This is a genomic window from Fusobacterium sp. SYSU M8D902 (assembly GCF_040199715.1).
GTDB lineage: Bacteria > Fusobacteriota > Fusobacteriia > Fusobacteriales > Fusobacteriaceae > Fusobacterium_A.
The window spans coordinates 36,966-60,556 of sequence record NZ_JBEFNA010000009.1; the positions used below are offsets into that span (position 1 = coordinate 36,966).

A 23,591-nucleotide genomic window follows, 5' to 3' on the forward strand; every position below is an offset into this window, starting at 1 on the left:
ATTAAGGAGGGAAATCACGTGGAAAATATAGTATTAAATGCTAAAATAAAAACTACTAAGGGAGATATCAATTTAAAATTATTCCCAGAAGTTGCACCAATGACAGTTACAAACTTTGTACACCTATCTAAAAGAGGTTATTATGATGGATTAAAATTCCATAGAGTAATTGCTGATTTCATGATTCAAGGTGGAGATCCTACTGGTACAGGTGCTGGTGGACCTGGTTACCAATTTGGTGATGAATTTAAAGAGGGAGTAGTATTTGATAGAAAAGGATTATTAGCTATGGCTAATGCTGGACCTAATACAAATGGTTCTCAATTCTTTATAACTCATGTACCTACTGATTGGTTAAACTATAAACACACAATATTTGGTGAGGTTGTTTCTGAAGATGACCAAAAAATAGTTGATAATGTTGCTCAAGGAGATATTATAGAAACTATTGAAATCAGTGGAGATGTAGATGCTTTCTTAGCAGCTCAAGCTGAACTTGTAAAAAACATAGATGATATATTAGCTCAAACTATGCCTAACTTAAAAAAATAGTGTATTTTTAAGTTAAAATTAAATAGCTAATCTATTGAAAGGAAAAAGTTACTTCTAGTGGCTGATGCTTATTAGAATAATCTTTTTCCTTTTTTCATCTCTAAGTAAAAAAATATTGTATTTTTTTGTATTATCTTTTATAATATTATGTGAATAAATAGATTTAGATTAGGAGGTAATAATGTTACAAAAACATAAAAGAAACTTCTCTATCATTGCACATATAGATCATGGAAAGTCAACTATTGCAGATAGACTACTTGAATATACTGGTGCTGTTTCTAAAAGAGAGATGAAAGAGCAACTTCTTGACTCTATGGATTTGGAGAGAGAGAAGGGAATAACTATAAAAGCTCAAGCAGTAACTCTATACTACAAAGCAAAAGATGGAATAGAGTATGAGTTAAACTTAATTGATACTCCAGGACACGTGGACTTTATTTATGAGGTTTCAAGATCTCTATCAGCTTGTGAAGGAGCTCTACTTGTTGTAGATGCTGCTCAAGGAGTAGAGGCACAAACTCTTGCCAATGTGTATTTAGCAATTGAAAATAACCTTGAGATTGTTCCTGTTATCAATAAAATAGATCTTCCTGCTGCTGATCCAGATAAGGTAAAGTTAGAGATAGAAGATGTAATCGGTCTACCTGCTGATGATGCTGTTATGTGTTCAGGTAAAACTGGAATTGGTATTGAAGAGCTATTAGAAGCAATAGTTCAAAGAGTCCCTGCTCCTGAGTATGATGAGGAAGCTCCTCTAAAAGCTTTAATATTCGACTCTAAATTTGACGATTATAGAGGGGTAATTACATATGTTAAAGTTTTAGATGGTTGTATTAAAAAAGGAGATAAAATTAGAATTTGGTCAACTGAAAAAGATTTTGATGTCTTAGAAGTTGGAGTATTCTCTCCTACTATGAAACCTCAAAACGAACTTACTTCTGGTTCAGTTGGTTATATAATCACAGGAGTTAAAACTATTCATGATACTAGAGTTGGAGATACTATCACACATACTAATAGACCTTGTATCTTCCCATTAGAAGGATTCAAACCTGCTCAATCAATGGTATTTGCTGGAGTTTATCCACTATTTACTGATGATTATGAAGATTTGAGAGAAGCTTTAGAAAAATTACAACTTAATGATGCTTCACTTACATTTGTTCCTGAAACTTCAATAGCTCTAGGATTTGGATTCAGATGTGGATTCTTAGGATTATTACATATGGAAATTATTGTTGAAAGACTTAGAAGAGAGTACAATATAGATCTTATCTCTACTACACCTTCAGTTGAATATAGAGTAAATATGGAAAATCAAGAGGTCTTAGTTATTGATAACCCTTGTGAATTCCCAGATGGTGGAAGAGGTAGAATGTCTGTTGAAGAGCCATTTATAAGAGGTAAGGTAATTGTTCCTAAAGATTATGTTGGTAACGTAATGGAACTATGTCAAGAGAAGAGAGGAATATTTATCGGTATGGATTTCATTGATGAAAATAGATCAATGTTAACTTATGAACTTCCTCTTGCTGAGATCGTTATAGATTTCTATGATAAACTTAAGTCAAGAACTAAGGGTTATGCTTCATTCGAATATGAGTTGGTTGGATATAAAGAATCTGATCTTGTAAAAGTTGATATACTTGTTTCTGGTAAACCTGTAGATGCCTTCTCATTTATAGCTCACAAAGATGGTGCTTATAGTAGAGGTAGAGCAATCTGTGAAAAGTTAAAAGAGGTTATCCCTAGACAACAATTTGAAATCCCTATCCAAGCTGCTCTAGGAGCAAAGGTTATAGCTAGAGAAACTATAAAAGCTTATAGAAAGAACGTTATAGCTAAATGTTATGGTGGAGATATTACAAGAAAGAAAAAACTTCTTGAAAAACAAAAAGAAGGAAAGAAAAGAATGAAGAGCATAGGAAATGTTGAAATTCCTCAAGAGGCTTTCGTTTCTGTATTAAAATTGAATGATTAATGTTTTAGGGACTGCAGATTTACAGTCCCTATTTTTTTACCTTCTAAATTGGAGTGATTTTAAATTTCTAGTATTATCATTTTCAACTCTCATAAGTAATCTACAATGTGTCCAACTCAATTCGCTACGCAATGCGTAGCTTTTTGGAAAAGTTAAAAACATTTAATAAACACTATTTTATATTTATATAATTTTTAAACTTACATTTGCTATAATTAATTTTTTGTAGTATACTCATATCAACTAGAAATATTATAAAACTTTATATTCTAATCACAAAGAGGTGATGCTTATGACAAAAATTATTTTTTTAATTCAAGAATAATTTTGTTATGAGCATTTTTTTATTAAAGAAAAAAGGAGTTAAATATGTTAAAAATAATAGGAATAGTTTTCATAGCAATAGGAAGTTTCAATCTTTTTCAATACAACAAAACTATGAAAGATAATATTTGTGTAAAAGGAGTTCTTATTGATTATACTTATTCTCCAACATTAAGAAGAAGCTTTCCTATATTTAGATACACAATAGATGGAATAACTTATAAAGAAGAGTACAGAGGTAGTTATACATCTAAAAAACAAGTGGATGAATTAAAAAATATAAATATTGATCAGATGCCAAAAGCAACTAGAAATTTTATGAAAAAATTAAAAGACACTAATTATGTAGAATATGAAATTGGAAAAGAGTATAAGTTATTAGTAAATAAAAATAATCCTAAAGAATATTGGATAGCTGAAGATGGAACTAATAAAGGAAGAGAATATATTTGTTTAGGAATAGGAACTATATTTTTAATAATATCATTTATTTCAAAAATTATTAAAATAATATTTTAATAATAAGATAATGAAATTAGGAGATCCTCTATGAAAGTTAAAGTCATTTTAGGGATAGTAGTTTTATTTATAATATCAGTTGGAACTTATACTTATCAAAATAGATATTATTTTTATAGATATTTACCTGCAAAAGATGAATTCAAACTTCAAAATATCAATTCTAAATTATATGATGAGAATAATAAAATATTTAGTGGTAGAGTCAAAAGTGGAAGTGATTCATACCTTAATATCTACTCTTACAAAGATGGAGAGCTAGATGGATTAAACGTCATATATTTTAAAAATAATATCAAAGAGATAGGACATTGGAAAAAAGGAAAACAGAATGGACTTTTCCAATTATACACAGAAGATGGAATCCTAATTGACAATGCTAACTTTAAAAATGGAGAAAGAGATGGACTTACAGAACAATATTATGGTGATACAGGGAACTTAAGGGTATCTGCAAATTATAAAAATGGTATACTTGAGGGAAAATTTAAAGCATACTATTCAAATGGAAATCTTCAAGGAGAAGTAATTTATAAAAATGGTGAGATGAATGGAGAATTCAAAGAATATCACGAAAATAAAAATATAAGACTTTCAGGAAGTTATAAAAATAATCTACAGGACGGTGAATGGAAATCTTATTTAGAAGATGGTACTTTAGAATCAATAATAAACTATAAAGATGGAGAACTTAATGGTCTAAAAGAAGATTATTATAAAAATGGAAATGTATGGACAAGACAAGAATTTAAAAATAATACTCAAGAAGGAATTTATGAAGTTTATTATGATAATGGCAATCTTCAATTAAAAGCTAAAATAAATAATGGAAAAATGATAGAGGAGCAAAGGTTTAACATAGATGGAACACTTTATGATGAGAATGATGATCGAATAGTTATTAAGGATTCAGTAGATTTTCAAAAGAAGTAGGAAATTCCTTTTATTTATAGTAAATTATGAGAATTTAAAAAAATAAATCTTGAAGAATTTATTTTTCCTGAGATAGATAGTTATTATAGAGAAAATAATGTGTTACAGAAATTTTTTGATATAACTGTATCTGTAAAAAATCATTCATAAAATATAGGAGATTATAGCAATGAAAAAGATTTTAATTATTATAATTTGTTTTTTTATTAATATTTCTACAATTTTATTTGGAAATACTCTTTCAATTAATTCAGAAAAAATGGAGAATAAAGACAGTATGATACAATATAATAATAAATTTGGAATTGAAGTCAATGGAACATATTTTCCTATCCCTAGTGCTTTAAAAGAATTTATTAATAATGGTTGGAAAATAAGTGATAAAAAGCCCTATTTTTTAAATCCACTAGTTGGAGAAGATTACTATAACATGCGTACAAATTGGTCATTATCAAAAGATAAAAAAAGTATTTTAAAAGGTGGAAAGATTATTAGACTTTTAGAAAAAGATGGTGTACTCTTGGAAGTTACAATAGCCAATCAAAATATCTTGGAGAATGATAGTCCTACCCAAGCTATTGAAGAGGGTATAGTAAATTCTATGATCATATTTTATAATGAAACATGTGATAGCATAAAATTAAACAATAAAGAGTTGAAAAATTTAACTCCTGATATCTTAATCAAAAATTTTCCTTTAAGTGATGGCTGGCAACATATTCCAACAAATTACAGTAACCATCCAGAATTAGGAATATCATTAGAGTATACCATTACAAAAATAATGGATAATAATGAAATAAGTATCACTATCTATTTTAATTTAGAAAATAGAGCTTTTAAAATAGAAGTATCCAATCAAAACTTTTAGAAGATAATTTTTTATAGTATATCTATTTAGGAGGTAAAAATGAAAAAAATAATTTCAATCTTAACTCTATTAATATTTACATTATCATATTCAGAAGAAAAATCTGCTGTAAAATTAATCAAAAAAACTCAAAATTAAAGTAAAAGATGGTGCTAAAATTAGCACCATCTAATCTTATAATACGTTATATTTTTCTATCATAGCTTTCATTCTATTTAATGTTCTTGTTTTACCAATTATAAATAGAACGTTGTATAGGTCAGCACCTCTAGCCTGTCCTGTAATAACAGCTCTAAGTGGCATATAAACTTTAGCAGGTCCCTCTCCGATTTCATCTAATGTAGAGTGTAGTAATTCCTTAGCCTCTTCTACTGTGAAATCTTCTCCTTCCCAAGCTTCAAGTTTTTTCATAAACAATTTTATTGACTCTTTTCCAACTGGATCAAGTATAGATTCATTTAGTTTCTCTACACTTTTTCTCTCTTTTTTGTTCATCTCTTCAGTTACTACTGGAAGTTCAAATGTATCCTCAAAGTAAACTGCAGATTCTTTTGCTATCTCTTTAAGAGTTTGAGCAGATTCTCTTAAAATCTCTACTATCTTAACAAGAGCTCTGTACTCATGCTCAGATACCTCTTCTCCTACATATCCTAACTGTCTAAAGAAAGGTATAGCTAGATCTGTAAGTTCATTGATATCTTTCATTCTCATATGGTGGTTATTAACCCATCCAAGTTTTACAAGGTCAAATACTGGTCCTCCTAAAGACACTTTATCAATGTTGAAGTTGTCTATGAACTCTTGTAATGTGAATATCTCCTTATTCTCTCCAAATGAATATCCCATTAATCCTAAGAAGTTTACTATTCCCTCTTTTAAGTATCCCTCTTCTTTATACCAAATTAATGATACAGGATTTTTTCTCTTTGATATTTTTGTTCTATCAGCATTTCTAAGTAATGGCATGTGGATAAATTCAGGTTGATCCCAACCAAATGCTTTATATAATTGGATATGTTTAGGAGTTGATGCTATCCACTCTTCTGCTCTTATAACGTGAGTTATTCCCATTAAGTGGTCATCAACTACGTTTGCTAAGTGATAAGTAGGGAATCCATCAGCTTTTAAAAGTACTTGGTCATCTATCTTATTGTTCTCAAATACAATATCCCCTCTTAATCTGTCGTGAATAACTGTTTCTCCCTCATAAGGCATCTTTAATCTTATTACATAAGGTTCTCCAGCATCTAATTTAGCTTGGATCTCTTCTGGAGTTAATGAACGGCAGTGTCCATCATATCCAGGAGCTTTTCCCATTGCTTTTTGTCTCTCTCTTAATTTCTCAAGTCTATCTTGAGTACAGAAACAGTAGTATGCTCCACCTTGTTCAACAAGTTTTCTAGCATAATCTCCGTATAGATGGAATCTCTCTGATTGTCTGTATGGTCCATACTCTCCAGATACATCTGGACCCTCTGCATAGTTTAATCCTAACCAGTGAAGGGCATCAAATATCATTTGCTCTGACCCTTCAGTATATCTATTTTGGTCAGTATCTTCTATTCTTAGGATGAAATCTCCTCCATTAGAATTAGCAAATGCTAAGTTAAATAAAGCTATATAAGCTGTACCTACGTGAGGATCTCCAGTAGGTGATGGAGCTATTCTTGTTCTTACTTTTTTTTCCATTGTTCCCTCTCCCATATAAATAATAAATAGTTTTCTCTAAATTTTATCACAATTTTTAATTTTTTAAAGTGTTATTTGTAACTTTTCCCAATTTTTATTATTTTAGCTTATTCCATCTCAAATATCCATTGATAAATATATCTATATCTCCATCCATAACTGCCTTAATATTTCCAGATTCACAGTTTGTTCTATGATCTTTTACCATAGTATATGGCTGAAACACATATGAACGAATTTGGTTTCCCCAACCTATATCACTCTGTTCTCCCTGTAACTTTCTAAGTTCTTCCTCTTTCTTCTTCATCTCTAATTCTATCAATTTAGATTTTAGAAGTTTCATAGCAGTCTCTCTGTTACTCAACTGAGATCTCTCTCTTTGGCAAGTTACAACTATACCTGTAGGAAAGTGTGTAATTCTAACAGCTGAATCTGTCATATTGACGTGCTGTCCTCCAGCTCCACTTGCTCTATACGTATCTACCCTTATCTCAGTTGGATCTATATTTACCTCTATACTATCATCTACCTCTGGCACTACCTCAACAGAGGCAAAAGAGGTATGTCTTTTCTTATTAGCATCAAAAGGTGATATTCTTACAAGTCTATGTACACCTTTTTCACTTTTTAAGTATCCAAAAGCATTCATTCCCTCTATCATAAAGGTTATAGATTTTATTCCAACACTATCACCAGGCATAAAATCCATCTCACTTATCTTATACTTTTTATCACTACACCATCTTGAATACATTCTATATAGCATATCAGCCCAATCACAAGCCTCTGTTCCTCCAGCTCCTGAATGTATAGTTACAATTGCATTGTTAGAGTCATAGTCACCATCTAATAAAAGTCTAGTATCAAAATGCTCTACATCTCTTCCTAAAATTTGATGTTTCTCCTCTAACTCATCTTGAAAATCTACTTCTCCCTGTTCTACAAACTCAATAAGAACCTCTTCATTTTCAATCTCTGATACAAGATTTTTAAACTCAGCAACTAATTCCTTTTCTCCATTCATCTCTTTTATTATAGCTGAACTTGTCCTTTTGTCATTCCAAAAGTTATCTTCCATAGTCTTTTTTTCAAGTTCTGATATCTTAAGTTCTCTCTTATCTAAGTCAAAGAGACCCCCTTATATCTTCTATTTTTTTCTTATACTCAGAAAACTCTCTCTTTATATCTAATATATCCAAAATTTCCTCCTATTACAATCCTAGCTTTCTCTTTACATCTTGTAAATTCATCAAACTATAAATTACTCCATCAATAGATACATTGGGACCTTTAGCACATCTTCCAAAACATCTCTTAGTAGTAAGCAGTATCTTCCCATCTTTAGATAACCCTTTCTCATCAGGTTCTAATATTTTTACAAGCTCGTTGTATATCTGCTGTCCTCCTGCAGGTCCACAATTCATTCCCACACAGACAGCAACTTCCTTTACTCTCGAATCCTTTCCTCTAAACTTAGGATAAAAGTTAATAGTATTCTCAATGGTTATCTCCATCAATCCCGTCTTTTCAGCAATAAATTTTTGAACCTCTTTAGGTATAGCTCCAAGTCTATCCAGTACATAGTTTAAAATTTTTACATCATCTTTTTTATCTGATAATTTAGCAATAAACTCCTCTAATTCACTATAAAAATCTTTATCTATCAATTTTCTCTCCTTCTTCTATGATTATAGCCATAGCCACTGCATAATCTTTTGAATGTGAGATTGAAAGTTCAACTCTCTTACCTTTTAGCTTCTCTTTCAGAGAATTTTTTAAAATTACACAGGGTTTTCCCAATTCATCATTTAGTATCTCAATATCTGTTAGATTAAATCCTCTTACCCCTGTTCCCAAAGCTTTTGAGATTGCTTCCTTAGCTGAAAATCTTCCAGCATAACTAGCTCCTCTTCCCAAACCTTTTTTCTCTATTATCTCTATCTCTTGATCTGTATAGATTCTTTTTTTGAAACTCTCATTTTTAATAGCCTTTTCAATTCTTGCTATCTCAATAATATCATTTCCAATTCCAAATATCATAGCTATTCCTTTTCAAACACATCAATATTTACATCAATAGTTATCTCTAAACTATCTAGGCTGAATAATCTTTCAACTCCAGCTTTGGGACTTCTCCATTTATACGGAGTCATATCAAATAGATTTCTTATACTCTCATTTTCTTTTATAAAAGATTTTCCAACACAGTTTACTCTTTTACAGTGCTTGAATATTTTTAAATCCTCAATAGGTGAGTAAAACTCTGTTCTTACACTCTCGTAAACCACTTTTTTCAACTCTATTAGATGATTCTCACCAGTAGAAACCACAATTAACTTTCCACCTTTTTTCAGTGTTCTCATCTTCTCTTCAGGAATTATCTTTGCAAACATACAGATGATAAAATCTAAGCTCTCATCTGCTACTGGAATATTTGTAGCACTTGCTACTATCCAATCTATATTCTTATAGGTTTTAGCTGCACTTATCACAGCCTCTTTTGATATATCAATCCCTACTATTCTGCTCTCAATCTCCAAATTTTCTAAAAACTTTTTTATATTTCCTGTATAATATCCCTCTCCACAACCTATATCTAATATATTTACAGATTTTTTATTCTCAAGATTCTCTTTTATAAGCTCATTTACACTATTTGAAATTATCTTATAATAGTCCTTTTCCAAAAATCTCTTTCTGCTAAGCACCATCTCCTTGTCATCTCCAGGAGTTTTACTATGTTTTTGATTAGAGAGTAAAAGATTTAGATACCCTTGTTTTCCCATATCAAAAGAGTGGTTATTTTCACATCTATATGTTCTCTCATTTTTTATCAATTTTTCTTTACAAACAGGACAGATTATCATATTTTCCCCTTATATCATCTTATATGCTTTTTTAGTATTTTCATTGATAATTCTTGCTACCTCTTCAAAAGAGATCTCTTTTAATTCAGCTATTTTTTCAGCTACATACTTCACATATATAGGTTCATTTCTCTTTCCTCTATTTGGTACAGGAGCCATATATGGGCAATCTGTTTCTAATATCAATCTATCTAATGGTATATCTTTTACTACCTCTACCAATTTTTTAGCATTTTTAAAAGTTAAAACACCACCTATTCCCAAATAAAATCTATCTATTACCTCTTTAGCTGAATCAACAGATCCTGGATAACAGTGGAATATTCCTCCTACATCTGGAAACTCCTTTAAAATTTTAAGTGTATCTTCCATAGCATCTCTTGAATGGATTACAACAGGTTTTCCAACTCTTCTTGCCAACTCCATCTGCTTTCTAAAACCAGCTTGTTGTACCTCTTTTGGTTGACTCATCCAGTAATAATCTAAACCGATCTCACCAATAGCTAAAATTTTCTCGTTTTTGGCTAACTCCTCTAGCTCTCTTTCAACCTCTTCACTATAACCTTCAATATCCACAGGATGTACTCCTACTACTCCATAGATAAAATCATATTTGTTAGCATACTCTACACTTATCTTACTACTTGGAAGATCATAACCAATGTTTACAGCAAACTCTAACTCATCTTTTATTCTATTTAAAACTTCATCTCTATCTTCATCAAACTGCTCATTATTTAGATGAGCGTGTGAATCTATTAATTTCATCTACTCTACCTCATACTCTCTATTATTTTCCTAATATATCTTTAAAATCATCCTCTACAAATTTATATCTCTTTCCACAGAAGTGGCATTCTGCCTCTAGCTCCTTCTCATTTTTGAAAATATCTTCTAACTGATCTTTTCCTAAAGTTATAAGCCCTCTATAAAACTTATCAGCTGAACAGTTACAGTTATATTTTACCTCTCTCTCCTCTAATATCTCATAATCTTCTACTAATTTTTCAGCATTTTCATCATTCATATCCTCATATAGAAGTTTTGCTATTCTTTTTATATCCATTCCACCAGCCATAAGTTCTGTCATTGGTCTGATAGCTCCTATTTTTTGCTCTAAAGCTGTTATAAAATCGTCATCAGCATCTGGAAGAAGCTGTATCATATATCCCCCAGCATATTCAACTGTATTCTCATCTTTTAATTTTACACCTAAAGCTATTACAGTTGGAGTTTGCTCTGAGTTATAGAAATAATAAGCTAAATCTTGAGCAATTTCACCTGAATTTATCTCTGATAAACCTACATACGGCTCTTTTAATCCCATATCTTTTATTATCTTTAAGATTCCTTTTCCTACTAGAGTCCCTACATCAGATCTTCCATTATCTTTTAATGGTACATCAGCACTTGGATTTGAAAGATATCCCTTCACTCCTCCATCAGAATCTGCTGTTACAACCATATTATTTAACTCTCCATTTGTATCTGTTCTAAGAGTTAATACATCATTTCCCTTTAAAGTACTTCCTATAATTACACCAGCAGTTAATAATCTTCCAAAAGCATCTATAGCAGTTGGACTACATCTATGTATATTTTGAGCCTCTTGTACTATATCTGTTGTATCCACAACAAAAAATCTCGCATTCTTACTAACTCCTCTTATTAATTTACCCATTCTCTATCACTTCACTTCCTTAAAATTTATCATACTTTATTATTGTTTTATATTTTTTATAATCCTTCTCTGAAAGAACTTCCATCAAATCTAGATTACTGCTTATTTTACCATTTTTATTTAAATATTTCCTAATATTTTTAATATCTTTTTTATCAAAACCATAATACTGCAAAAGTTGATCATTAGCTTCATTGATATATAGAGGTTTCTTCTCTATCTCAGTTTTTATCAAAAACTTGCCCTTTAACTTTTCATAGGTAGCTGATCCTATCCCTTTTATTCTCTTTAACTCATTTAAATTCTCAAAGCCACCTGTCTCCTCTCTGTACTCCACTATCATTCTAGCCAATCTCAAAGTGATTCCAGCTCCTGCCATCTCCTCTTTTGTAGCACTATTTATATCTAAAAACTTACTCTCTTCATCTAAAACATTTTCACTCATTATTATATCAAAATTTTCATTGTTTTTAAAAGAATTTCCATAAATTCCAATTGATACTGAAAAAATAATGATTATTAATATAAAAATTTTTCTCATATTTCCCCCACTATCATCTTATTATATAGTTTCTCTCTCTTTCAATCTTAAAAATAGCTGTTTCTTAGCTTCCATTCTCTCCTCCATCTCTCTTATATAAAGAGCTGGATCCTTAGGGTTTACATATCTTTCTATATAATCTCTATACTCATTTTCAGGAAGAACTATCTTAGTGATCGCTCCACCACCTAATCCCATAGTAGATTGATTTTCCTCTATCATCTCAATATTAAATACAGATTCACAAGCTATTTTTGAGTATCCTATATTCTCTCCCCACTCCATTATATTTTTTTGTCTATATAGATAGTATGGGAACATTCCCTTTTTCTCTATTAAATCCTTTATTCTACCTATTATTCTCTTTCCATCTAATTCTACTCTATCTTGACTCTCCTTAAATAGATTAGAGGCTCTTTTGAAAGCTAGTGTGTGTACTGTCAAGTTTTCAATATCAAACTTCTCTAGCTCTCCAAGAGTATAGAGCACATCTTCAGTAGTCTCATCTGGCAAGCCCACTATTATATCCATATTAACTATAAATCCTAACTCTTTTGCCTTTATAAAATACTTTTCAAAATTCTCTCTATTAAATCTTCTATTTACTTTTTTTAGAGTTTCCTCTTTAAAAGTTTGTGGATTCAAGCTTATTCTATCAACTCCATATCTTTTAGCTATCTCAAGTTTTTTCTCAGTTAGAGTGTCCTCTCTTCCAGCTTCAAATGTAAACTCTCTCACTTCACTCATATCTATATATCTATTTACAGCTTGTAATACATCTTCCAAATCTTTTTCTGTCAATGTACTCGGTGTTCCACCACCTATATATATTGAAGAGATTCTAAAATCCTCTCTCTTTAAAAACTCTCCAGTTAATTCGATCTCCTTTAGTAAAGTTTTTACAAAATCCTTATAGTATCTTCCCACTCCACTACTCAATTCATATGATGCAAATGAACAGTACTTACACTTAGTAGGACAAAATGGGATTCCAATATATAGATTTATATGCTCTCTATCTAAAAACTCCAACTCTTTTTTTACTACTTCAATTAGAAGATCTATCTTTTCCTCAGTTACTAATAAAAACTCCTGCATCATCTTCTTTATCTCTTCATAGCTATATCCCAAAGCTAAAAATCTTCTCACTACCTTAGTTGGTCTGACTCCCATCAAACCTCCCCAAGAGTACTCTTTTTTAAAAAACTTTAACAGTAGAATTTTTACCATTGTTATCTCTTGATCCTCTATTCTTCCATCTTGATCAGGATATCTAAATACCTCTTTTCTCCCTTCAATCTCTAACTCTACTACTATTTCACCATCTATTTTTTCTATTTTTATATCCAAACTCTTATCAGAAGCTTCAGGTACCATAACTCTTGCAAACTCCTCTATACTTCTGTGATTCATTTGAAAATTTGAATTAATTAACACATTTTCCTCCAATTACTTTAAGTTCTCTTCATACTCCTCTTGAGAAATTATTTTTTTACTATACAACTCCTCTAAATAGTTTCTCATAAGTATCATACCTTTTTTTCTATTCAATTCTATTATACTGTTAATTTGATTTGTTTTGTTATTTAAGATTAAATTGCTTATTGCTGGAGTTGAAACCAATATCTCATAGGCACCAACTCTTTTTCCTTGAAGAGTGTTCACAAGTTTTTGGCTTACAATACCTCTCAATGTAGAGGCTAATTTAACTCTTACCTCGTTTTGCTCCTCAGCAGGAAAAACATCAGTTATTCTATTTATACTTTCACTTGCACTGTTTGTATGTAGTGTGCCCAAGACTAGATGCCCTGTTTCAGCAGCTGTTAGAGCAGCTCCTATACTCTCTCTATCTCTCAACTCTCCCACCATTATAACATCTGGATCCTGTCTTAAAACACTCTTTAATCCTTGAATAAAACTTAGTGTATCCTTACCTACCTCTCTCTGTCTTATCAAAGATTTTTTACTCTTAAAAATATACTCAATAGGATCTTCCAATGTTATTATATTCAATGCCTTACTCTCATTTAGCTCCTCTATCATTGCTGAAAGTGTTGTGCTCTTTCCACTTCCACTGGGACCTGTAATCAAAATTAAACCTTTTTTACTGTTGAGTAGCTCTTTTAAAATTATTGGTAATCCCAGCTCTTCCATACTCAAGTTGGCTCTCTCTATCAATCTAATAGATACTGCTATATTGGATTTTTCCCAATGAAAATTAGCCCTGTATCTAAATCCTCTAGAATCTTCAAAACTACAATCCAAATCTCTATTCTGATATAAGATATTTTTTTCTCTCTCATTTAAGATCAGATCTACTAATAGATTTAAAAATCTTCTATCTACTCTCTCCTCTCCTATGAACTCTATTCTTCCATTTAATCTAAATATTGGTAATTCCTCACATACTAAATGTATGTCTGATGCCCTCTGTTCTCTAGCTTCTAACAAAAGATTTTCAAGTAACATCATCTACCTCCATCTATTCAATATACAGAATTTACTATATATTATACCATTTATTCTCTATTCTTCAAATAGAAAAAATTCTAATTCTATGTTATAATGTAAAGAAAAATTCTGAGGTGATATTTTGTCTTATAAAATAATCTTTACTGACCTAGATGATACTCTTTTAAACTCTGAGAAAAAAATATCTCAAGTTGATAAGGAAGCTATTATGAGAGCTCAAGAAGCTGGAGTTAAATTTGTACTCGCTTCTGGTAGACCTACATTCGCTATGAAAGCTCTAGCTGAAGAGTTAGAATTAGCAAAATATGGAAGTTTTATTCTATCTTTTAACGGTTCTATTATAACTGATTGTAAAAGTAACAAAAATCTTTTTGAAGCTAGTCTTACAAAAGAGGATCTACATCTTATGTATGATTTTGCAAAGGAGAATAACACAGATATTTTAACATATATTGATGATACAATTATATCTGAAACTGAGAGTGAATATATAGATGTTGAAGTTGATCTAACAAAGATGCCACACAAAGTTGTTAAAAACTTTAAAGAAGCTGTCTATACATCTGCTGTTAAGTGTATGTTATTAGAGGAGCCTTCATATTTAAAAGAAGTGGATACAAAACTAAAGAGCAAATATGGTGATAGTTACAGTATTGCTATATCTAAACCTTTCTTCTTAGAGGTTACTAAACTAGGAGTTGACAAAGGAGTGGCTCTTAGAAAATTAGTGGATATACTTGGACTTAAGATTGAGGAAAGTATAGCTGTTGGAGATTCTTACAATGATCTTCCTATGCTTAAAGCTGCTGGTTTAGCTGCCTGTGTTGCCAATGCCAATGAGGATATAAAAAGGGTTTGCTCATTCATCTCAAAATCTAATGATGAGGGTGGAATGGCATATTTAATTGACAAATTAATTTTTAACAAATAGGTAATTTATTAAGACTGAAAACAGGTTAAAAAAAGGCTGTTTTCAGTCTTTTTTTATTTTCAATTTCTCCTCTCATAATTCCTTCTTATTATAATCACATAAACTTGTTATAAAGAGATTAATTCAACAAACAGGAGGTATATATGGAATCTAAAAACAACAAATTAGGCTTAATTGGACTTGTTGCAATTGTTGTCAGTTCAATGATTGGTGGTGGTATATTTAATCTCCCTTCCAATATGAGTATTGATGCTGGATTCATAGCTGTCATCCTCTCTTGGGTTATAACAGCTATTGGAATTTACTTTCTTGCAAATACATTCAGTATCCTAGCTGATAACAATCCTGAATTAGAATCAGGTATATATGCTTATGCTAAAACAGGATTTGGAAAATTCGTTGGTTGTGAAATAGCATGGGGATATTGGTTAAGTTCAATCTTTGGAAATGTGGCCTTTGCTGTATTGCTAATGCAAACAATTGGATACTTTTATCCAATATTTAACGGTGAAAACATTCAATCTTTTATAGGTGGATCTGTCTTTATCTGGTTGATGTATTTTATTGCTATTTGCGGTGTTTCAAAAGCTACATTCTTAAATAACATTGCTACCTTTGCTAAACTTTTAGTTTTAGCTGTCATTCTATTTTTCTTTGTAAAAGGTTTCAATTCAGATATTGCTACCTATGATATGATGGGAAAAATTGAGCATTTAGGTAGTATGACACAACAAATTAAGAGTACTATGCTTATTACTCTTTGGTCTTTCATAGGTTTGGAAGGAGCTGTAGTTTTATCTGGAAGAGCTAGAAATCCAAAAGATGTAGGAAAAGCTACAATCTTAGGAATTGCCGTTTGTATAGTTATTTTCTCTGCACTTTCAATACTATCATTCGGAGTTTTTCATCAAGCTCAATTATCAAAATTACCTAACCCTTCAACTGCTTATGTCCTTGAAAAAATAGTAGGACATTGGGGAGCTACTTTTGTAAATATTGGTATTATAATAGCTCTACTTGGGTGTTGGTTATCTTGGACAGTTATAACTGCTGAAGTTCCTTATATTGCTGCAAAAGATGGAGTTTTCCCTAATTTTCTTGTAAAAGTTGATAAAAATGAAACTCCTACATCTTCACTTCTTATGTCTACAATAGCTATGCAATTAGCTATGCTTGTTGTTCTATTCAATAAGAATGCTTGGCTTTTCCTTGTAGATATAACAGGATTGATGATTATTCCTCCATACATTGTAAGTACATTTTTCTTAATTAAAGAGGTAACTTGTGGTAAGTTAACTCATCTTGAACCTAAAAAGAAAAGATTTGCTTTTATGTCTGGTTTAATTGCTGCCATATTCACTCTTTGGCTTTTATTCTCTTCACAATTATCTTTACTTCTAGTATCTACTACAATATTTGCCTTAGGAATTATTGTATATGTAGTTTCACAAAAACAGATTAGAAGCAATGATATGTTCACTTGTAAAGATAAGGTTATAGCTTTTCTCTTAAGTGGAATTGGTATAATCTCAATTATTTTACTTTTATTAGGTAAGTTAAATCTTAATTCATAAATTTATTTTTAATATATAGGAGATGATTTTATATGAAAAGTTTAGATGGTGAAATATTTCAAGTTTTATTTGTTCACGATTTTAAAAAGAACGAAGAAAACAGTATCAAAGGTGCTTTACACTCTTTAAAAGAGGAGATCTTAAAAAGAGGAATACAGATTGTAAATGCCAACTCTATTGAGGATGCTAATGATATTATAAAGCTCAATAAAGACATTGATTGTATGCTTATTGACTGGGATTCTAAACATGGTATAAAAGGTCAAGAGGATAAACTTGAACATCTAATTATACAATTACATAAAAGACAAGAGAATGTTCCTGTTTTTCTACTTGCTGAAAATGAAAGAGCTCTTGACTCTTTAAAATCTGAAACTTTTACTTTAATTGATGAATACGTATGGCTTCTTGAGGATTCATCAGCTTTCATTATGGAGCGTATCTCTGCTGCTATTGAAAGATATAGAAAACAACTACTTCCTCCTCTTGCAGCAGCTATTATGAAATATGAGAAGAAAGCTGAATACTCTTGGGCTGCACCTGGACACCAAGGTGGTGTTGGTTTTACTAAAACTGCTGTAGGTAAGAAGTTCTATGATTTCTATGGAGAAAACCTATTTAGAACAGATATGGGTATAGAGAGAGCTGAATTGGGATCTCTACTTGACCATACTGGATATTTTGGTGAATCTGAACAATATGCTGCAAAAGTTTTTGGTTCAGATAGAACTTATTCTGTTTTAGGTGGAACATCTGGTTCTAATAGAACAATTATGCAGGCATGTATAAAAGATAACGATATTGTTTTAGCTGATAGAAACTGTCATAAATCTATAGAACAAGGTTTAATCTTAGGTGGGGGGCTTCCTATATATATGATTCCTACAAGAAATAGATATGGAATTATTGGTCCTATCCTCCCTGAACAAATGGAAAAAGAGACAATATTGAAAAAGATACAAAACAATCCTGTTATTCAAGAGAAAAACAGAGAAAATGAAAAACCAGTATATTCAGTAGTTACTAACTGTACATATGATGGTGTTACTTATAATGCTAAAAAAGTAGAAAAGCTTTTAGAATCTTCATCTGATATTATTCACTTTGATGAAGCTTGGTATGGATATGCTAGATTTAATAAGATCTATGAAGATCATTTCGCTATGAGAGGTGAGCCTGAAAAATATAATCAAGGACCAACTATTTTTGCTACACACTCTACACATAAACTTTTAAATGCTCTTTCTCAAGGATCATTTATTCATGTAAGATATGGTAAAAAATCAATGGATGAGAACAGATTTAACCAAGCATATATGATGCATGCTACAACTTCTCCTCTATATGCTATTGCTGTTTCAAATGATATTGCTGCTGCTATGATGGATGGAGAATCTGGTATCTCTCTAATGGAAGAGGTAGTAGAGGAAGCTGTTGAGTTTCGTAAAGTTATTGGAAAACTTTATGCCGAATACACTAAAGAGAATGATTGGTTCTTTAAACCTTGGAATGCTGAATCATACAAAGAAAAACATTCAGGTAAAGTCGTTCCTTTCTATGAGGCTGATACTAAAACACTAGCTAACGATCAAGATTTTTGGATAATGCACCCAGAAGATTCTTGGCACGGATTTAAAAATCTTCCTGAAAATTGGTGTATGCTAGATCCAATAAAAGTAAGTATTTTAACTCCAGGAATGGGAGAAGATGGTGAATTACTAGATAAAGGTGTCCCTGCTGCTCTAGTTTCAGCTTTCCTAAATAAATATGGAATTGTACCTACTAGAACTACTGATTTCCAATTGATGTTCCTTTTCTCTATGGGAGTAACTAAAGGAAAATGGGGAACTCTTGTAAGTGTTCTATCAGAATTTAAAAGACTTTATGATAGAAATGCCCCTATAAGTAAAGTTTTACCTGATCTTGTAGACAGTCACAAGGAGATCTATGAAGATATGGGAATTAAAGATCTTGGAGATAAGATGTTTGAATACCTTAGAGAACATAATTTAGGCGAAGTTTTAAATAAAGCTTACTCTAGTCTACCTAAAATCGAAATAACTCCAAGAGAAGCTTATAACTCAATTGTTAGCAATGATGTAGAACTAGTTCCTGCAGACAAATTGGTAAATAGAATAGCTGCCAACTCAGTTATTCCTTATCCACCTGGAATACCTATGCTTATGTCAGGAGAAAACTTCGGTGATGAAAATAGCCCACAAATAAAATACCTAGAGGCACTATCACTTTGGGATAAAGCTTTCCCTGGATTTGAACATGATACAGAGGGAACTGAAGTTATAGATGGTATCTACCATGTGCTTTGTGTAAAAGAAAAATAAGGCAAGGGTCTGTTGCATTTTTAATAATTCTCACAAAAAGTGCTGAAAAGAATTTTTTCTTCTCAGCACTTATTTTATATTAAAATATATATACCTAAAAATAGAATCAAAATATTAATAACCAAATTAAAGTAATTAATATAATTCTCTTTCAAATTTAAAGAAATATTTATTTGTTTGACAACAATTGAGAATACACTTAAAGCAATAAATACCCCTGTAGACATACAAAACATCAAATAAAAGAAAGGGAGACTCCTATTTAAAGTATGACCCAAGAGAAGGACACTTAATACTCCTGAACAAGGAAAGAAAATTCCGATAACAAAATGAGAGCTTTGTAGAAACTTAATTCTATCTTCTAAAAATAGATTAAATAGTGACAACAGAATTAAAGTTATACCATATATATTTTTAGTTGCTATATCTAAAATTTGTAGTTGTGAAATGGCTTTGATAAAAAATATAGCAATAAAATAGCTAATTACACCTTGAATATATGCTATCAAAGCTGATAATATTATTAATTTAGAAGTTTTATATTTTAAACTAAGTTTGAATATATAAGTTTTTCCATGTCCCGGAGAAAATGAGTGAATAAAACCATAGCAAAATACAAAAAGCAGATAATATACTATATCTTTTTTTCTTAACGAAATTGCTATCTGTTTCATAATAGACAAATTTATTTTTTGTAATCCCAAATATATATTTTTATGAAATACAATAGCCAGAAAAAATGTTAAAATTAACGCTAAATAATATATTTTTTTATTTTTCATTCACAATTACCTCAAATTCTTTAGGATAAACCATATCATAGTAATATGCTTTCTTTTTATTTTCTTTAAAATCTGTTACAAAGTTTAAATTACTATTATTTTCTATTTTAAAAGAGTTTTCATCATAGTCATAATCATAAAAATACTCCCTGTCATAGATAGTAATCAATAATCTATCATCCTTTTTTAATTCTATTGGAAAGTTAAAGGTAATATTTAAAATTATATTATCACTGCTAGAATCAATCTCTTTTTTTATAACACTTTTCTCCAATATTTTTCCATTGTAACTAATCTTCAAATCATTAAAAATATTTTTATATAGCTCTTCACTCCCATTATTTTCTTTTACCAACAGAGTATTCATTTCATCTAATATCAATTCCAAGTCAACTACTACTTCTTTTGTATTCAATTTTAAATTAAAAGAGCCTTCAAAAAATACATGTGGATGTGCAGATAAAAATGTTGATACAAATATAAAATAAAGTATAATCAGTAATTTTTTCATAAATTTTAAATCACTCTCCTCTTAAATTAAAAGGATTGATTCCTAAAATATAGAAATCAATCCCCTTATCATAATTTTCAAATATTATTTCAACTCTTATGCTTTTTTTGTTCTCAATGGAATATTTGCTACCAATGTTGTTCTTCTTGTATTTTCTGGATTTTCAGCAATATCTATATTAAGAGCATCTCTATCTATATCTACATATTTAGATATAACAGCAATTATATCATCTTTCATCTGCTCTAGCATTCCAGATGAAAGCATAGCTCTATCATGTATAAGCACAAGCTTAAGTCTATCTTTAGCTACATTCTTTGATTTTTTTTCCTCTTTATTAAAAAAACTAAATATACTCATCTTGTCACCTACTTACTAAATACCATTTTTATTTTATCAAAAAAGCTTAACTTTATATCCAAATCTAAGAATGGAACTGACTGTCCCTCTATTCTTTCAACAATGTTCTTATATGCATGAGCTGCTAAAGACTCTCCTTTGTATACCAATGGTTCTCCTCTATTTGTAGATATTACTATATTTTCATCATCTGGTACAACTCCAATAAGTTCTATTGCTAAAATATCCAACATATCATCTACACTCAACATATTTCCAGCTTTGACCATATCCATTTTTATACGGTTCACTATCAACTTTGGACTTCTTATATCATTTGCCTCTAATAGTCCTATGATTCTATCAGCATCTCTTGTTGCAGATATCTCTGGAGTAGTTACTACTATCGCCTCGTCTGCAGCAGCTATTGCATTTTTAAATCCTTGCTCTATTCCAGCAGGGCAATCAATTAAGATATAATCAAAATCCTTTCTCAATCCCTCTATTAGCTTTTTCATCTGCTCTGGACTAACATCGTTCTTATCTCTAATTTGTGCAGCAGGTAATAGACAAAGATTTGAACATCTTTTATCCTTTATCAGTGCTTGAGCTATTCTACATCTATCCTCTACTACATCTACTAAGTCATAGACTATTCTATTTTCAAGTCCCATAACTACATCTAAATTTCTAAGTCCAATATCTGTATCTATTAAAAGTACCTTCTTCCCTTTTAATGCTAATCCTACTCCAATATTAGAAGTAGTTGTAGTTTTTCCCACTCCACCTTTTCCAGATGTTACAACTATTACCTTCGCCATTTTTTTCACTCCTAACTCTTAATCATTTAATAAACGAGTACTAAAATCCTCTATTCTTATCTCTTTACCACTTAGATACGCTATCTTAAACCCACCTTTTCTGTCTACTTTGTTAGTATCTAAGATTCTACTTTGCATAGGTTGAGCTACAGTATGCCCTATTACCAATTGAACTGGATTCATATGAGTTGCACCTACAAAGGCATCTCTATCTCCATCTTGTCCTGCATAGACAGTTCCGTTTAAAAATCCTAAAACAATAACATTTCCTTTAGCTCTTATTAATGCTCCTGGATTTACATCTCCTATAACTACTATATTTCCATCATACTCTAACTTGATTCCAGAACGTAAAGTTCCCCTATGAAATTTTGTAATTCCCTCTTCTGTTACAGATTTTACAAACTTTATCCGTTCAACTTCACCATCAGATTCAGAGAAAACATAGGTTATATTCAAATCACTATTCACCTTTATTAAATCTATTAGTACATTCTCCTCTAGTTCACTCAATTTTCTATTGGTAAATTCAATAGCAATCTGTCCTTTTCCTATGAAATTCCTTGCTTCTATTATCTTCTCTACAAGACTATCTCTGATTGTTAAAAAATCTACTTCATCATTTAGATAAATAGATAACCTATCCTTTTTTCCTTTTAAAATAACGTAATTGTTCATAAGTCCCACCTTTTTTCGTCCTTATAATGTGAGTATACCATATGTTCAAGATTTAATCAATACTACACCTTATTATTATTGTAAGAAATATGAAAAAATGTTATAATTTAAAATGAATTTTAAAAAAAGGAGCAATTATATGAGTAAAAATATTTTTAAAGGAAGTGTTGTCTTAAATCCTGTTCCTGTGGTAATGGTCACAAGTAGAAACAGTGAAGGTAAAGATAATGTATTTACTGTTGCTTGGACAGGAACTGTATGTACAAAACCACCTATGCTTTCAATCTCGATTAGACCTGAAAGATTATCCTACGATTATATAAAAGAGAGTATGGAGTTTACTATCAATCTGCCTACAAGAAGGCTAACTAGAGAAACAGACTTTTGTGGAGTTCGTTCTGGAAGAGTAGTTGATAAGATCAAAGAGATGAATTTTACTATGAAGGAGGGGAAAGAGGTAAATAGCCCATATATTGATGAGTGTCCTGTAAATATTGAATGTAAAGTAAAATCAATTATTCCTCTAGGAACTCACGATCTATTTTTAGCTGAAGTATTATGTTCACACATTGATGAAAAGCTTATTGATGAAAATGGAAAGATACATTTTGAATGGGCTAACTTAATAACATACTCTCATGGGGAGTATTTTCCTGTTCCTAAAACAGCAATTGGTAGCTTTGGATACTCAGTTGCTAAAAAAGCTACTATTGAGAAGAAAAAAAGTACAAACACTATAAAAAAGAAAAAAGATAAAACTAAAAAGAAAGGAAAGAGATAGATGTCAGATAGATTAAATGCTTTAGGGCAATATATTATTGAACAAACTAAGAAAAATTTTAATTTCAAACAGATTAAAAACGACCCCATTTACTACAATATCCTTTTTACATTTGGGACTGATGATTATTTAGTAGCTGAAGATAGAGAGGAAATTACAGCTACTATACAACTTATGGAGTTTAGAGCCTTCCACAAAGACTATCCTCCTAAACAACTCAAAAGATACACTCACAGAAAGTTTGAAAAACTTCATAAGAAAAAAGAGGAATATATTACAGTTAAGGGAAAAAGATACATTATTATAAAGCTTTAGTAATTATAAAAAGGGGCTGTTGCAAACTTAATAGCCATATGTTTTAAAATTAGCTAAAGAGATTTTTTAATCTCTTTGGCTTTT

Annotated in this window: 25 protein-coding genes; 10 read left to right on the forward strand and 15 right to left on the reverse strand. The window is 30.7% G+C overall.

Annotation, left to right across the window (positions count from 1 at the left end):
* The first annotated feature begins 27 nt into the window (after positions 1 to 27).
* From ABNK64_RS05270 to ABNK64_RS05290, 5 genes are all read left to right on the forward strand, one after another.
* Entirely contained in the window at positions 28 to 552 is a 525-nt protein-coding gene (locus ABNK64_RS05270) for a peptidylprolyl isomerase (RefSeq protein WP_291259584.1), read from the forward strand.
* Positions 553 to 733: 181 nt separating this feature from the next.
* The gene (lepA, locus tag ABNK64_RS05275) at positions 734 to 2,536 is read left to right on the forward strand and encodes a translation elongation factor 4 (protein WP_291256602.1); all 1,803 of its coding nucleotides are present in this window, start codon (positions 734 to 736) and stop codon (positions 2,534 to 2,536) included.
* 369 nt (positions 2,537 to 2,905) lie between these two features.
* Positions 2,906 to 3,379: a hypothetical protein gene (locus tag ABNK64_RS05280; RefSeq protein ID WP_349763717.1), complete on the forward strand. Its 474-nt coding sequence runs from the start codon at positions 2,906 to 2,908 to the stop codon at positions 3,377 to 3,379.
* 30 nt (positions 3,380 to 3,409) lie between these two features.
* Positions 3,410 to 4,312 carry a toxin-antitoxin system YwqK family antitoxin gene (locus ABNK64_RS05285; protein ID WP_349763718.1) on the forward strand — a complete coding sequence of 301 codons (903 nt, stop codon included), beginning with the start codon at positions 3,410 to 3,412 and terminating at the stop codon, positions 4,310 to 4,312.
* A gap of 169 nt (positions 4,313 to 4,481) precedes the next feature.
* Positions 4,482 to 5,183 carry a hypothetical protein gene (locus ABNK64_RS05290; protein WP_349763719.1) on the forward strand — a complete coding sequence of 234 codons (702 nt, stop codon included), beginning with the start codon at positions 4,482 to 4,484 and terminating at the stop codon, positions 5,181 to 5,183.
* A gap of 174 nt (positions 5,184 to 5,357) precedes the next feature.
* Here ABNK64_RS05290 and gltX read toward each other — a convergent pair whose 3' ends face one another.
* The 10 genes from gltX to ABNK64_RS05340 form a co-directional block, all read right to left on the reverse strand.
* On the reverse strand, positions 5,358 to 6,872 hold the full coding sequence (gene gltX / locus ABNK64_RS05295) for a glutamate--tRNA ligase (protein WP_291256584.1): 1,515 nt from the start codon (positions 6,870 to 6,872) through the stop codon (positions 5,358 to 5,360).
* Positions 6,873 to 6,969: 97 nt separating this feature from the next.
* Positions 6,970 to 8,071, reverse strand: a protein-coding gene (gene prfB, locus ABNK64_RS05300; protein WP_349763720.1) for a peptide chain release factor 2 whose coding sequence is annotated in 2 segments (ribosomal slippage) — positions 6,970 to 7,998 and positions 8,000 to 8,071 — 1,101 coding nt in all. Because the reading frame shifts where the segments join, the coding sequence is not laid out codon by codon here.
* 12 nt (positions 8,072 to 8,083) lie between these two features.
* Positions 8,084 to 8,539 (reverse strand): NADH-quinone oxidoreductase subunit NuoE family protein, encoded by a 456-nt coding sequence (locus ABNK64_RS05305; RefSeq protein ID WP_300342695.1) that lies wholly within the window; start codon positions 8,537 to 8,539, stop codon positions 8,084 to 8,086.
* Positions 8,529 to 8,912, reverse strand: coding sequence for a holo-ACP synthase (gene acpS, locus ABNK64_RS05310; protein WP_349763721.1), 384 nt, complete (start codon positions 8,910 to 8,912; stop codon positions 8,529 to 8,531). The genes ABNK64_RS05305 and acpS overlap by 11 nt, the downstream gene beginning before the upstream one ends.
* Positions 8,913 to 8,914: 2 nt before the next feature.
* The gene (locus ABNK64_RS05315) at positions 8,915 to 9,739 is read right to left on the reverse strand and encodes a putative RNA methyltransferase (RefSeq protein WP_349763722.1); all 825 of its coding nucleotides are present in this window, start codon (positions 9,737 to 9,739) and stop codon (positions 8,915 to 8,917) included.
* Between the two features lie 9 nt (positions 9,740 to 9,748).
* Entirely contained in the window at positions 9,749 to 10,507 is a 759-nt protein-coding gene (locus tag ABNK64_RS05320; protein WP_349763723.1) for a TatD family hydrolase, read from the reverse strand.
* A 22-nt stretch (positions 10,508 to 10,529) separates the two neighbouring features.
* Positions 10,530 to 11,420, reverse strand: a complete 891-nt coding sequence (gene hslO / locus ABNK64_RS05325; RefSeq protein ID WP_349763724.1) for an Hsp33 family molecular chaperone HslO — start codon at positions 11,418 to 11,420, stop codon at positions 10,530 to 10,532.
* Positions 11,421 to 11,439: 19 nt separating this feature from the next.
* Positions 11,440 to 11,961, reverse strand: coding sequence for a ComEA family DNA-binding protein (locus tag ABNK64_RS05330; RefSeq protein ID WP_349763725.1), 522 nt, complete (start codon positions 11,959 to 11,961; stop codon positions 11,440 to 11,442).
* A gap of 21 nt (positions 11,962 to 11,982) precedes the next feature.
* Complete coding sequence (locus ABNK64_RS05335) at positions 11,983 to 13,398, reverse strand: coproporphyrinogen III oxidase (protein ID WP_349763726.1); 1,416 nt, start codon at positions 13,396 to 13,398, stop codon at positions 11,983 to 11,985.
* 12 nt (positions 13,399 to 13,410) lie between these two features.
* The gene (locus ABNK64_RS05340) at positions 13,411 to 14,430 is read right to left on the reverse strand and encodes a type IV pilus twitching motility protein PilT (RefSeq protein WP_349763727.1); all 1,020 of its coding nucleotides are present in this window, start codon (positions 14,428 to 14,430) and stop codon (positions 13,411 to 13,413) included.
* Between the two features lie 124 nt (positions 14,431 to 14,554).
* Here ABNK64_RS05340 and ABNK64_RS05345 point away from each other — a divergent pair, with 124 nt between their 5' ends.
* The 3 genes from ABNK64_RS05345 to adiA all read left to right on the forward strand — a co-directional run bounded on the left by ABNK64_RS05345 (position 14,555) and on the right by adiA (position 19,280).
* Complete coding sequence (locus ABNK64_RS05345; protein ID WP_300342708.1) at positions 14,555 to 15,364, forward strand: Cof-type HAD-IIB family hydrolase; 810 nt, start codon at positions 14,555 to 14,557, stop codon at positions 15,362 to 15,364.
* 143 nt (positions 15,365 to 15,507) lie between these two features.
* On the forward strand, positions 15,508 to 16,938 hold the full coding sequence (locus tag ABNK64_RS05350) for a basic amino acid/polyamine antiporter (protein WP_349763728.1): 1,431 nt from the start codon (positions 15,508 to 15,510) through the stop codon (positions 16,936 to 16,938).
* A 32-nt stretch (positions 16,939 to 16,970) separates the two neighbouring features.
* A complete protein-coding gene (adiA, locus tag ABNK64_RS05355; RefSeq protein WP_349763729.1) occupies positions 16,971 to 19,280 on the forward strand; it encodes an arginine decarboxylase in 2,310 nt (769 codons plus the stop codon).
* Positions 19,281 to 19,354: 74 nt separating this feature from the next.
* Here the strand turns inward: adiA and ABNK64_RS05360 are convergent, their stop codons facing one another.
* The 5 genes from ABNK64_RS05360 to ABNK64_RS05380 form a co-directional block, all read right to left on the reverse strand.
* A complete protein-coding gene (locus ABNK64_RS05360) occupies positions 19,355 to 20,062 on the reverse strand; it encodes a hypothetical protein (protein WP_349763730.1) in 708 nt (235 codons plus the stop codon).
* Positions 20,052 to 20,573 (reverse strand): DUF1007 family protein, encoded by a 522-nt coding sequence (locus ABNK64_RS05365; RefSeq protein ID WP_349763731.1) that lies wholly within the window; start codon positions 20,571 to 20,573, stop codon positions 20,052 to 20,054. Before ABNK64_RS05365 ends, ABNK64_RS05360 begins: the two co-directional genes overlap by 11 nt.
* Positions 20,574 to 20,669: 96 nt before the next feature.
* A complete protein-coding gene (gene minE, locus ABNK64_RS05370; protein ID WP_349763732.1) occupies positions 20,670 to 20,933 on the reverse strand; it encodes a cell division topological specificity factor MinE in 264 nt (87 codons plus the stop codon).
* Positions 20,934 to 20,941: 8 nt separating this feature from the next.
* Complete coding sequence (gene minD / locus ABNK64_RS05375) at positions 20,942 to 21,733, reverse strand: septum site-determining protein MinD (protein ID WP_291256570.1); 792 nt, start codon at positions 21,731 to 21,733, stop codon at positions 20,942 to 20,944.
* 18 nt (positions 21,734 to 21,751) lie between these two features.
* On the reverse strand, positions 21,752 to 22,411 hold the full coding sequence (locus ABNK64_RS05380) for a septum site-determining protein MinC (RefSeq protein WP_291256569.1): 660 nt from the start codon (positions 22,409 to 22,411) through the stop codon (positions 21,752 to 21,754).
* Between the two features lie 139 nt (positions 22,412 to 22,550).
* Here ABNK64_RS05380 and ABNK64_RS05385 point away from each other — a divergent pair, with 139 nt between their 5' ends.
* Positions 22,551 to 23,192, forward strand: coding sequence for a flavin reductase family protein (locus ABNK64_RS05385; RefSeq protein ID WP_291256568.1), 642 nt, complete (start codon positions 22,551 to 22,553; stop codon positions 23,190 to 23,192).
* On the forward strand, positions 23,193 to 23,507 hold the full coding sequence (locus ABNK64_RS05390; RefSeq protein ID WP_291256567.1) for a hypothetical protein: 315 nt from the start codon (positions 23,193 to 23,195) through the stop codon (positions 23,505 to 23,507).
* The last annotated feature ends 84 nt before the right edge of the window (positions 23,508 to 23,591 follow it).